The 11,910-nt window shown below is 66.0% G+C and carries 12 protein-coding genes and 1 pseudogene; 6 read left to right on the plus strand and 7 right to left on the minus strand.

Translation table 11 applies throughout. The annotated features are described in order from the left end of the window. Positions 1-434 precede the first annotated feature (434 nt). Positions 435-2,147, plus strand: a complete 1,713-nt coding sequence (locus ON27_RS36005) for an alpha/beta hydrolase (protein WP_043737963.1) — start codon at positions 435-437, stop codon at positions 2,145-2,147. A 20-nt stretch (positions 2,148-2,167) separates the two neighbouring features. On the opposite strand, the gene ON27_RS43620 is transcribed toward ON27_RS36005, so the two are convergent. The 3 genes and pseudogenes from ON27_RS43620 to ON27_RS36015 all read right to left on the minus strand — a co-directional run. Then, a complete protein-coding gene (locus ON27_RS43620; RefSeq protein ID WP_157227756.1) occupies positions 2,168-2,305 on the minus strand; it encodes an SHOCT domain-containing protein in 138 nt (45 codons plus the stop codon). A 91-nt stretch (positions 2,306-2,396) separates the two neighbouring features. Next, positions 2,397-2,801, minus strand: a complete 405-nt coding sequence (locus tag ON27_RS36010) for a DUF7144 family membrane protein (RefSeq protein ID WP_043737965.1) — start codon at positions 2,799-2,801, stop codon at positions 2,397-2,399. A gap of 323 nt (positions 2,802-3,124) precedes the next feature. Beyond that, positions 3,125-3,363 (minus strand): annotated as a pseudogene (locus ON27_RS36015) (hypothetical protein); the annotation flags it as partial. Between the two features lie 69 nt (positions 3,364-3,432). On the opposite strand from ON27_RS36015, the gene ON27_RS43625 reads away from it, so the two are divergent. After that, the gene (locus tag ON27_RS43625) at positions 3,433-3,837 is read left to right on the plus strand and encodes a hypothetical protein (RefSeq protein ID WP_157227758.1); all 405 of its coding nucleotides are present in this window, start codon (positions 3,433-3,435) and stop codon (positions 3,835-3,837) included. Positions 3,838-3,944: 107 nt separating this feature from the next. Beyond that, on the plus strand, positions 3,945-4,358 hold the full coding sequence (locus ON27_RS36020; RefSeq protein WP_043737969.1) for an SHOCT domain-containing protein: 414 nt from the start codon (positions 3,945-3,947) through the stop codon (positions 4,356-4,358). 184 nt (positions 4,359-4,542) lie between these two features. Here the strand turns inward: ON27_RS36020 and ON27_RS36025 are convergent, their stop codons facing one another. Further along, the gene (locus tag ON27_RS36025; RefSeq protein ID WP_157227760.1) at positions 4,543-5,007 is read right to left on the minus strand and encodes a hypothetical protein; all 465 of its coding nucleotides are present in this window, start codon (positions 5,005-5,007) and stop codon (positions 4,543-4,545) included. 771 nt (positions 5,008-5,778) lie between these two features. On the opposite strand from ON27_RS36025, the gene ON27_RS36030 reads away from it, so the two are divergent. From ON27_RS36030 to ON27_RS36040, 3 genes are all read left to right on the plus strand, one after another. Next, positions 5,779-6,342, plus strand: coding sequence for a dihydrofolate reductase family protein (locus ON27_RS36030; RefSeq protein WP_043738005.1), 564 nt, complete (start codon positions 5,779-5,781; stop codon positions 6,340-6,342). Positions 6,343-6,630: 288 nt separating this feature from the next. Beyond that, entirely contained in the window at positions 6,631-7,497 is an 867-nt protein-coding gene (locus ON27_RS36035; RefSeq protein WP_043737973.1) for an alpha/beta fold hydrolase, read from the plus strand. Between the two features lie 253 nt (positions 7,498-7,750). Next, a complete protein-coding gene (locus ON27_RS36040) occupies positions 7,751-9,421 on the plus strand; it encodes a bifunctional 3'-5' exonuclease/DNA polymerase (protein WP_043738007.1) in 1,671 nt (556 codons plus the stop codon). A 13-nt stretch (positions 9,422-9,434) separates the two neighbouring features. Here ON27_RS36040 and ON27_RS36045 read toward each other — a convergent pair whose 3' ends face one another. The 3 genes from ON27_RS36045 to ON27_RS36055 form a co-directional block, all read right to left on the minus strand. After that, the gene (locus ON27_RS36045; protein WP_043737975.1) at positions 9,435-9,734 is read right to left on the minus strand and encodes a hypothetical protein; all 300 of its coding nucleotides are present in this window, start codon (positions 9,732-9,734) and stop codon (positions 9,435-9,437) included. Positions 9,735-10,032: 298 nt separating this feature from the next. Further along, complete coding sequence (locus tag ON27_RS36050; RefSeq protein WP_043737977.1) at positions 10,033-10,443, minus strand: hypothetical protein; 411 nt, start codon at positions 10,441-10,443, stop codon at positions 10,033-10,035. A gap of 162 nt (positions 10,444-10,605) precedes the next feature. Beyond that, the gene (locus ON27_RS36055; RefSeq protein ID WP_245560524.1) at positions 10,606-11,802 is read right to left on the minus strand and encodes a L,D-transpeptidase; all 1,197 of its coding nucleotides are present in this window, start codon (positions 11,800-11,802) and stop codon (positions 10,606-10,608) included. Positions 11,803-11,910: the final 108 nt, after the last annotated feature.

The raw sequence follows: 11,910 nt of genomic DNA on the forward strand, positions 1-11,910 counted from the left end.
CGGGCTCAGCACCGACGAGATCGAGGGTTGTCGGATGATTGCTGATCTAGTCGATTGTCGCGCGCCGCTCGCAGTGACCGGCTTCGAGCCCCGTATGAGCCGCATTTTTGGTGCAGCGAATGCCGCAAATAGGTTCGCTATGAATTCGCCACCGGGACCGGTCAACTTTCGGCAGTCCGCACCCGCTCGTCGGCAGTGCGGCGCACACTGTGAGAGACAGTGCTTCCGACGAGGGAGCTGCGGACGCGCCACACACAGGCTGGAACGGCTCGGCGACCAAGCTGGGGTGTTCCCCGCGGCGATGCTGCCTCGAAGTGCCGTCGCCACAGCGGCGAGCCTGGCAGCCGGGTGACGGCAGCAGGACTGGCGCCCGAGCCGCGCATTACCACTCGCAACTGCTCAGCAATGCTGATCTCTGCCGCTACGCTTATCGTGTGCCGACCGACGTGATCGACGGCGCAGCGAGCCGTCAACCCGGTTCTGTCCGCTCACGCGGGCATCGCCGCTGGCTACCCGCCCGATATGCGTTCGGCGGGCTGGTTGTCGCGGTGCTGTTCGCGTGGCTTTCGTTGACGCCCACCCTTTTGCCGCGCGGACCATTCTTCCAGGGAGTGGTTACCGGCGTATCTGCAGCAATCGGATACTTGATCGGGTTCCTCGGCTCCAAGTTGGTCCGCTACCTCCTACGCCGGGAGGCGCCACCGTCCGTCAAGACAGTCGTGCGGCGGACGGCCGCGGTGATCGCTGCGCTCGGGACAGCGGCGATGCTCGTGTGGTTCGCGGACTGGCAATCGCGGCTGCGCGAACTCATGGACGCTGCCCCCTTCCCCTGGTGGGGCTATGTCCTCACGGTGGCGCTGGCGGTCGTGTTCTACGTCGGACTGGTGGCAATCGCACGGATGCTGCTATATGCGGTGCGATGGGTCGAACGCCAAGTCGGCCGGGTGGTTCCGCGGCGTTTCTCGGCGACCGTCATCGGGGTGCTCGCGGTGGCGCTTCTGGTGGCGCTCGTCAACGGGGCGGCGGTGCGCGTGATCATGTCCGCGCTCAACGATTCCTTCGCGTCTCTCAACCAAGAGACCAAGGCCGGTGACGCCCCGCCGACCTCGTCGCTGCGTTCGGGTGGTCCCGGTTCGCTGGTCAGCTGGGATTCGCTGGGGCGGCAGGGGCGCGCGTTCGTCTCACGCGGCCCGACCGTCGAGGAACTGTCCGCGTTCCACGGTGGACGCAGTGTGGAACCGATCCGGGCCTACGCGGGACTCGCCAGCGGCGGGGACTCGATCCGTGGGAATGCCCAGGTGGCAGCTGACGAACTCGAACGCGCCGGCGGATTCGATCGTGCCGTGGTCGCCGTGGCGGTGACCACCGGCACCGGATGGATCAACGAAAGCCTCGCTTCCGCGCTGGAGTACATGCACAACGGCGATACCGCGATCGTCGGGCTTCAGTATTCCTATCTGCCGAGTTGGCTGTCCTTCCTGGTGGACAAGGAACGGGCCCGCCAAGCCGGCGAGGCGCAGTTCGGCGCGGTGTACGACAAGTGGAAGAAGCTGCCGCCGGAGTCACGGCCGAAACTTGTCGTGATGGGGGAGAGCCTCGGCTCGTTCGGAGGCGAGAGCGCGTTCGGGAATGTCGACGATATCGAGCTGCGGACCGACGGCGTGCTGTTCACCGGACCGCCCAATGCCAACCGGATCTGGACAGACGTCACGGAGAACCGCGATCCGGGCTCGCCCGAGCGGTTGCCGATCTATGAGCAAGGCCGAACTGTCCGCTTCGGTGCGCAGGCTCCGGAGGACCTCCCACGCCCGGACGCCCCCTGGGAACGGCCACGGATGGTCTATCTCCAGCACGCCTCCGATCCGATCGTCTGGTGGTCTCCGGAACTCACGCTCCGCGAACCGGATTGGCTTCAGGAGGAACGTGGCGGCGATGTGCTCGACAGCACGCGCTGGTATCCATTCGTGACATTTCTCCAGGTCGCGGCCGACATGGCGGTGTCGACCAACGTCCCCGACGGACACGGACACACCTACATCGTCGACATCGCCGACGCGTGGAGCGCGATCCTCGCACCGCCCGGGTGGACCGCGACCGACAACGACCGTCTGCGAACCACACTCGCCGGAATCGGTGGAGACGGCTGAACCGGCTTTCGGCCCGCGTCTCAGGAGCCGAGTATTCTGCCCTTCTCGGCTTCGAACTCGGCATCGGTGAGCACACCCTGCGCTTCGAGTTCGGCGAGTTCCTTCAAGGCGGCGATCCGGAACTGCTGATTCGTCCAGTCCGGGCCTGGCAGCAGCACGGCGAAGCCGACGCCGGGCCGCGGGCCGACGCATGACCGGACGCGGTCAAGGTGGGGAGTCGGCTGAAGCGCTTGGTGCGTGCGAATCGAGTTAGGCGCGGTCGGGCCGCCAGGTCGTCACCGCCCAGATCACTACGACGTCCAAGGCGATCACCACGGTCGACCACCACGGGTAGTACGGCAGCCACAAGAAATTGGCCAGGATCGACAACGCGGCGAGGAATACCGCTACCACCCTCGCCCACATGGCTCCGGCCATCAGCCCGACTGCCGCGATCACTATCAAGATCCCGAGAACGAGATGGATCCAGCCCCAACTGGTGGTACTGAACTCATAGGTGTAATTGGGTCCGGAGATCAGAACGTCGTCTTTGGCCAGGGCGGAGACGCCCTGGAAGATCGACAAGATTCCGGCGCAGAACAACAGGATCGCCGCTCCGATCGACGTCCCGGCCGCGACGGCCTGCTTGACGGAATGCTCATTGGTAGCTGACATTGCCGTTCGCCTCTCTCATCAGCGCTGTAAGGATGGGATTCCGCAGTTCGGCGAGACCGCCGAAACCGCGGATCGACTGCGAACGGCGACTGAGCGCAGCCGCCTGCGCAGAATCGTGAATCTCTGTGCGCGAAGCGCATAACCGCAGATGCATCCGCAGGAAAAGGACGTGTCGTGGTGCCTCGGGTTGCCTGCCACACCCGGGGCACATCGCTGATCGACGCCCACACAGCGGTCGCCGCTCTTGGCGCTCGACTCACCGAGCAAGCATACCTCAGCGATTTTCTGGTTACCCTGATCTCGCTGTGCTGGTGGGCGCCGCGTCACTTCGCGAGCGCGACGTTGCGCCAGAGGTTGGTGAGGTTTTCGGTTCCTCCGAACAGGGTGGTGAAGTTCGTCGAGTCGACGGCGATGATGTCGCCGGCACGCCGGTCGGTGGGTATTAAGAAATACGCACCGCCCCGGAGGGTTGTGAACGCCGGTAAGCGTTTGACGATCTGGCGAATCGGGCGTTTGGGGATCTTGTATTCCAAAGTGCCGCGCCGTCATTCCCGCACACCGGGCGACCAGCTGGTCGTGCACTCGACCGGGTCTGACCTTCGCGCAGAGCGAGAAATCGAAATTAGCCGGTGTGCGGGAGAAACAGGCCCGTACGACCCTGTTCGAGCTCGAAATATCCTTCCTTCGGGATGGCATCGCCGCCGGCTCGGACCAGTCCCCATTACCCGCGGTCATGTCCGCCTCCGTTTCCAGCGGTGTGGCTCGAACCGGGAAGGGATCGACCGATTTCGAGGCTCGATCCGGCTACCGTAAGCCGCCCCGCGGCGGTGCTCACGCGGCGATTTCAGCAGTCACGCTGCACCAGGCAGCACGCTTTCCGGCGAGCACACTGCGCATCGGAACAGTCGAACGGCAGCACCTCGCATCCGCGTATCAGGTTCTCAACAATTTTCGTCGAGTGGTTCCACCGATGTCGCTCGGGGCCTATTTTCGAACCGCGCTCATCAACTGTGCGAGTGAACGCTCGCGACGATGACAGAGGTTTGTTCTTCACCGGAATTCCGACCGGCGGTACGTTCTTCGTCGCCATCTGTTCCGCGCGTGGCAACGATATGGGAAAGATCATCCGAGGAGGTTCACAGCATGGATTCGTTTTGGGATTACGTGTGGTACACGATTCTGGTGTTCGCCTTCGTGGCGTACCTGATCGTGCTGTTCCAGATTCTCGTGGATCTCTTCCGCGATCACTCCGTCTCCGGCATCGCCAAGGCGTTGTGGGTGATCGCCCTGGTGGTGTTCCCGTACCTGACGGCCCTGGTCTACCTGATCGTCCGCGGGCGGGGGATGGCGCTGCGCGCCCAGCGGATGCAGGCCGAGACGAAGCAGGCCACCGACGAGTACATCCGGCAGGTCGCGGGCAAGTCGCCCGCGGAGAACATCGCCGACGCCAAGGCCCTCCGCGACTCCGGCGTCATCACCGACGCGGAATTCGAGCAACTCAAGGCCCATGCCCTGGGGCGTCCCGCCGCAGCACACGACGCGCCGACTCGCCGGTGAGGCACCTGCCGTCGGTCACCGAACACACGATCGCCGAAGGCCACGCCGACGGCAGGCAGGCTAACCTCCCGCACGGATTGGCCGCGAGCATGCTGGCCGTGCTGGACGATCGCTACCTGCGCAAGCGCCAGCACAGCAGGGTCTGCGGCGCAAAGGATGGGCGCGGTGACGCCCTCGTGGAGAGTCAGCGCTGGTCAGCCGGTCCGTCCAGCCGTGGGGCATCGGTGTCACCGCCGCGACCACTGTCGTGATCGACTTCGGCGCCGTGTCTCTCGCCTGCGCTGCTTCCGATTCGGCGCGGTTTGACCATGCGCCGGGTGCCGCCGGCCGGAGCATCGCCACCAGCTCGCTTCCGCCGCAACGCGTCGAGATCGACGACGCTCCCCTCAGGCCCGGCATTGGTCGAATCGCCCTCCGGGGCGCGGTGCCGCCCCGCGCCGGGGTCGACCGGCCACCACCCCGTCTCCCGCTGCAGTTCCGATCGCAATACGGGCTTGGTCGGTGCGGGATCATAGACAGAGCCGCGTTCCGATCGCCACGTCTTGTGGGGACGCTCGCCGGCCTCTTCCGTCACGCGCCGCGGGCGACGCGGTAGCCGGGTGACTTTCGCCGTGCCGTCGTCCGCCCCGGGGGGCTCGGCAGCCTTCATTCCTTCTTCCAGCTTCCTGCGCGACCGTTCCAGCGCGTCGAACCTCTTCCTGCCGGGGTCCGGCGAGGGTTCCCGTCCCGGCACTTCCCGCTCCGACATCGAACTAGCAGCCGATGAGTGCCACTGCACCCGTCGGCGCCGCGGTCACTGGTACGCCGAGCCGATGTCTGAACTTGTCGCTGATTGTGTCGCTCACGTCCGTATTCTCCATCAGTGGGTAACCACTGAGCACCGGAGCCAGGCCGGCGCCCGCCGCGAGACTCGATGGGTTTCGGTGTCCACAGGCGAGTGGCCCTTTCAGGTATACCGCTCATACCTTAACGCTCGGCCGGACGGAGTGCCGAGGTGTAGATACAGACAGGCACGAACGCTGCGGCCGCTCATGCGAGCCGACAGGCTCCCGTCACGCGAGGCGGCCGGGCGAGTTCACCGGCCACGGCGTCGAGGCGTACTCCAGCTGGCCACTGCCGTCGAGGAGGACCGGACCTGCCCTCGATGAGCGGCATCCTGGCCCACAGCGCCTACCGCCTGCTGGCGGCCCCGCCTCGCTTCCCGGTGCTGGGCGAAGGGCCGGGCTGCGTCACGGCCACCGGGGCGGCGGCGAGATGGCACTACGTCCGCGTCGGGCGCGAATCCGGCGGGCGGCCGGTGCGGGCGGCCGGAGGCTCGAACCAGCCACCCGCGCCGACCAGGACACAGATCGCGCACAGATTAGATTTTCGCGCCGCACCCGTCTGTACGTGTGAAATCGACTCACGAGAGGCTGGCATGATGCGGAAATTGATCTACGGGATGAACGTGACCCTGGACGGCTACATCGCCGCGCCCGGCGACGACATCGGCTGGGGCGGGCCGAGCGACGAGCTGTTCCAGTGGTGGCTCGACCAGCAGCGGGCGAGCGACCTGTCGCTGTACGGGCGCAAGCTGTGGGAGACGATGAGCTCCTACTGGCCGACCGGCGACCAGCAGCCCGACGCTACCCCGGCGCAGATCGAGTTCGCGCGTACCTGGCGGGACACGCCGAAGGTGGTGTTCTCCTCGACGATCGACAAGGTCGGCTGGAACACCCGCTCGGTCACCGGCGACGCAGTCGCCGAGATCACCCGGCTCAAGGCCGAGGACGGCGGCCCGATGGATATCGGGGGCGCAACGCTCGCCGGAGCTGCCATGCGGGCCGGGCTGATCGACGAGTACGCCCTGGCCACCCATCCGGTCCTGGTCGGCAGTGGCACGCCGTTCTTCACGGCACTGGACAGTTGGGTGAACCTGGACCTGGTGGAGACGCGGACGTTCCCCGGCGGCGTGGTCCTGACCAGATACGAGACGAGGCGCTGAGCGGCTGGGGGCCATATGCACCAGAGCCTCCAGCGGTGCGAGGGGCTGCCAGAACTGACGACATGGCGGAGGATTTCCGCTCGGTGTAGCCGCACATCGCTCCGCGGCTGTTGCTCTGCGGCGCAGAGCGTATTCCCCGGTCGATAACCATCTATGTCACATTGACAGGTTAGTTCCGGTCGGCGCACTCTTAACCGGTCAACACTATTTGAACGGTTAGAAGTAGCGGGAACGGGGCACGAGCCCGAATCGAAGTGTCCAGTCGTCCGCGCAACTAGGAGAATCAGCATGACAACAGTGCGTCACCACACCGTCGAGATTCAGGGACTGCCGGTCTTCTATCGCGAGGCGGGAGATCCGGACAAGCCGACACTGGTCCTGCTGCACGGCTTTCCGACCAGTTCGGCGATGTTCCGCAATCTGCTGCCGGAACTGGCCTCGGATTATCATCTGATCGCACCGGATCATATCGGGTTCGGGCAGTCGGCCATGCCGTCCGTGCTCGCCTTCGACTACAGCTTCGAGAAGCTCACCGAGGTGACCCTGGAGCTGCTGAACACCTTGGGCATTCAGCGGTTCGCACTCTACATTCAGGATTACGGCGCACCGATCGGGTTGCGTATCGCCTCCCGTGATCCGGACCGTGTCACCGCGATCATCACCCAGAGCGGCAACGCCTACCTGGAGGGCTTCACCCCGTTCTGGGAGGTCTTGTTCGCACATGCCAACGACCGCGCGGCACACGAGCCGGAGGTCCGTAAGCTGCTCGAGCTCGACGCCACGAAATGGCAGTACACGCACGGTGTCCCCGCCGACCGCCTGGCGCTGGTGAGTCCGGACACGTGGACCTTGGACCAGCACTATCTGGACCGTGCGGGCAACAAGGAGATCCAGCTTCAACTCTTCGCCGACTACAAGCTGAACCTCGACCGCTACCCGGAATTCCAGAAGTACTTCGCCGAGCACCGGCCCCCGGTCCTGATCACCTGGGGTGAGCACGACGAGATTTTCAGCGCCGACGGCGCCCGCGCCTACCTGCGCGATCTGCCGGAGGCCGAACTGCACCTGCTGGATACCGGCCACTTCGCCCTGGAAACACACGGCACCGAGATCGCCGCACTGATCCGCGACTTCCTCATCCGCAAACTCGGCTGACCGGCGCACGATCGGGCCGAGCCGACCTCGCGCCGGAGCGAAACGTCGCTGGGCGCGGAATGCAGACGGGACATGCCCGGCAACAGGCATGCCCCGTTTCCGGATCGACGACCAGCTCGTCGTGGTGAAATCGCCGGTTGCCGGAGTATGCCGACCTCGGCAGATGCGGGTAGCACCGCCGGGCGCACGGAGCGATCCCGACAGCGACGAACCGCTGTCGATGGTGTCGGACACTGGTGCCAGACTCGGGGACGTGCGGTGGGCGGTGGCGGAATCGGGCGATGGGGGAGCGTGTCTGTGTCCACTCGATGTGGATGGCCGCCCTGCTGGATCGGTGGTCCACGAGCCCTCGATCACCGAGGCAGTGCGCTCCCGCCCCGATGTCGAGCGGTGGGTGTGGCGCTCCACCGCGGAGATCTACCGCCCCCTGCTGGCGGCGGGCGTGCGGGTCGAGCGATGCTACGACGTGGAGGCCGCGGAGGCTTTGCTGATCGGGTATGAGGGGCAGTCGGGTCAGCCCCGTTCGCTGGCGGCCGCTTGGGCTCGCCTGCACGATCTTCCTGTTCCGCCGGATGCCCCCACTCGGGCCGCCGAGACCGAGCCGTCGTTGTTCGAGTCGGCTCCGGTGCCCCTGCCTGCCGGGACGAATGAGTTCACCGCCCTGTTGGAGGTCTACGCGGGTCAGATCGCCCGTACGGCGGCCACCGAGCATCCGGGGCGGATGCGGCTGCTGATCGCCGCGGAATCGGCGGGCATGCTGGTCGCTGCGGAGATGTCGCGGTCAGGGATCCCGTGGCGCGCGGACATTCACCGCGACTTACTGGACACACTGCTGGGCGAGCGGTATCCGGGAGGGTCGCAACCGCGCCGGATGGCGGAGTTGGCCGAAGAAGTATCGCGGGCATTCGGGGACGGGGTGCGGGTCCGTCCGGACTTGCCCAACGACATCATCAAGGCCTTCGCCCAAGCCGGAATCGAGTTGTCTTCCACGCGGAAGTGGGAACTCCAACGAATCGATCACCCCGCGGTAGCGCCACTGCTGGCCTACAAGTCTCTGTATCGGCTGTATACCGCCCACGGCTGGTCCTGGCTCGAACAGTGGGTACACGGCGGCCGCTTTCGTCCCGAATATCTACCCGGCGGCACGGTCTCGGGCCGCTGGACCACCAACGGCGGTGGCGCCTTGCAGATCCCGAAAGTGATCCGCCGGGCGATACGCGCCGATCCGGGCTGGTCCCTGGTGGTCGCTGACGCCGACCAGATGGAGCCACGGATACTCGCCGCCGTCTCGCGCGATCCAGGGTTGATGGAGGTGGCCGGTCGAGGTGCGGATCTGTACGCGGATCTGGCGGCCCGTGGCTTCGGCGGCGACCGCGCGCAAGCGAAACTCGCACTACTGGGCGCGATTTATGGCCAGACCTCCGGCGATGCCCTGACCCACTTGGCCGGTCTGCGACGACGATATCCGGCTGCGGTGGCCTACGTCGACGACGCGGCGCGCGCCGGTGAGGAGGGCCGTCTCGTGCGTACGTGGCTGGGGCGGACGTGCCCGCCGGTTTCGGCCGCGTCGCCCGACCAGCAGGACCTGTCCCGGGAGGTGATCGGCGAGTACGGCAGCACCTCGGCGGCGCGTGCCCGTGGCCGCTTCACTCGCAACTTCGTGGTGCAGGGCAGCGCCGCCGACTGGGCCCTGCTGGTCCTGGCGGGCCTGCGTCAGGCGCTAACCCGGGCGGGGCTCCGCGCCGAGCTGGTCTTCTTCCAGCATGACGAGGTAATGGTGCACTGTCCGTCGGAGGAGGCGGCGACGGTCGCCGAAATGATCACCGCCGCGGCCGATACCGCAGGTCGACTGGCCTTCGGGCCGACACCGGTGCGGTTTCCGTTCACCACGGCGGTGGTGGAATGCTACGGGGACGCCAAGTAGGGTCCGGGGCAGTTCAGTCCTCGTCCGGATATCCCCATTCCAGATCGATGTCCGCCTCCGGCGCAATCCCGCGAATGGCATCCGTGACGTCGCGTTCGAAGATCTTGCTCCACTCGCCGAACCCGCGGACGATGATCGGGCCGTTCTCGCTGGAAGCCTTCACCCAGGGCGGGTTGTGGAAGACGCTCACCTGCACCCACGAGTCGATCCCGTGCTCCTTCGACACCTGCTCCACCGCCACCTCGATGGCGTCGGCTTCCGCTGGCGAGGAGAGCTTTTCGACGTACAGCGAGAGGTGAATGTTCACGGACATCAGCGATACCCTCCTGCGATCCCTAACGATCTGGACTGTATCCGCCGCCTATCCACTGCCCGAAACGCGGGCTTGGATTACACCGCACAGCGCCGATTTGCGCGACTTCGTTCTCGCCGGTGCAACTGCCCGCGGGCGAGTAGTTCGGCGGTGGCGCATGATCGGTGCGAGCACGAAGTCCGCGCCGTGGTGCAAGTCTGTCGGTAGAGGCGGCGTACGCCGAGCAGAAGCAGCGCGGTGGTGGCGGACACGCACCACCGGAGCGCCTGCGCCGATGTGGTCGGCGAGTACATACGGCCTATTGAGAACCGAACGGCATGGCGACGATCTGATGCGGATCGTCGTAGATGATGTCGCCTGGGGCATCTGTCTCCAGGCGTATCCAACCGACGTGGTGCGCATCGAGAATGGACAGATAGTCGGCAACCGGTGCGATCAGATCGGTCGCAGAGGATTTGAACCAGGCGGTGGCGCCGGGGTGGCGTGTTCGATCGTATACGGAAGGGTCTACGCGGCCCGGGTCGGCGAGATTTGCGTTGTACCAGGCGTTCATACAGCGGCGGTACTCTTCCTGCGCGGGTGTCAGACAGCCGTCCCGAGACAATCCGTTGACGAGAGCGAACACTCCCGGAAAGCGACCACGACGATTCGGGGCCGATGACTGGAATCGGATGAACCGTTCGGTCGCCGATGGCTGCGCGAAGTCCATTCGGTCAGCGGACCAGACCGATGGGACCACCGCAACATAGCGGTCGAACTCGGACCGTTCGGCTGCGCAACCGGCGCCGAGATGCCCGCGCCGTGACAGAACGGGATCGCCGGTCCGGTCGCCGCGTCTACGACGAGGCGCGCATCTCGCCGGCGGACAGCGTCACGGGTGGGCGCCACCGCGAAGCCAGTCGGTCCACGGAATGCTCCAATCGCCGTTCTGCCAGATATCGAGTGGGTCGCCGCCGGTGTCGCGGACCTCGACGACGTCGCCGGGGATGACGAAGTCGTAGAACCATGCGGCGTCGGCAGGGGAGAGGTTCAGGCAGCCGTGTGAGACGTTGGTGTTGCCTTGGGCCCACATGCTCGCGGCCAATGCGTGCACGAAGATGCCGTCGTGGCTGATGCGGACCGCATGGTTGATGCTCGTGCGGTAGCCGAGCGCGGAGCTGGTGGGCAGGCCGTAGGTGGCGGAGTCCATGATCACCGGGTCTTTTCGGTCCAGCACGGTGTAGATGCCCGGGGGAGTCCAGAACGACAAGGCTCTGCCGCCGACGACCGCGGTGCCGCCCATGCCCATCGACGTCGGCATGGTTCGTACCAAGTTGCCGTTTTCGAAGACCTCGATCTGTTTGGTGTCGTCGTCCGCGACCGCGACGTGCGCGGGCCCGATGATCACCGAGACCTGTTGGTCACGCATTCCGTAGCGGCCGTCCCCGAGCGGGCGGCCGAAGAGTTCGGCCGAAATCGCGATCTGGGTGCCCGGTGCGTGATAGTGCTCCGGCCGCCAGTGTGCGTTCTGATCGTCGAGCCAGTACCAGGCACCGTTGACAGCAGGCTGAGCGGTGACCTTCAGGTGGCGTTCCGCGGCTGCCCGATCGACGGGTTCGCCGAAATGGGCGACGAGAACGAAACCTACTCCGTAGGTGTCGTTCTCGGCCAACTCGACGAGATTGGCCGAGCGTAAGGAGACGTCGATGAGCTGTTGCGGCGCTACCGTCGTGCAGGTTGCCGTCGCGATGACGTCGCCGGTTTCGCCGTGAGCCACGGCTCTCGCTGTGTAGGTGTGTCCGTAGCCGAGTGGTTCGGCGCTGGTCCAGGTTCGTTGATCGGGTGCCGACGTGCCCGGCAGCGATCGGCCCGTCTCATCGATCCATTCGACCGACCGCAGCGTCCCGGCGGTGACGGTGATCGTGCCGTGGCTGCGCGCATCGACATCGGGGGTGCCGGGCGGAGGATCGAACCGGATGGTGGCGGGTTCGGGTGGCGGCGTGAGTTCGCGCGCCCACCCGCATCCGGCCAGGGCGAGGCCACCCGCACCGGCGAAGCCGATCAACAGCCGACGACGTCCCAATTCCACCGTCTCTCCCTTCTCCGGGGTGCTGGGCCGACCTCCGCCCGTCAGCATGCGGCAGCCACGCGCCGCTCGTGACACCGACGACCTGCATCTCCACCGATCCGCCGCACA

The organism is Nocardia asiatica NBRC 100129, assembly GCF_000308415.1.
GTDB classification, from domain to species: Bacteria; Actinomycetota; Actinomycetes; order Mycobacteriales; family Mycobacteriaceae; genus Nocardia; species Nocardia asiatica.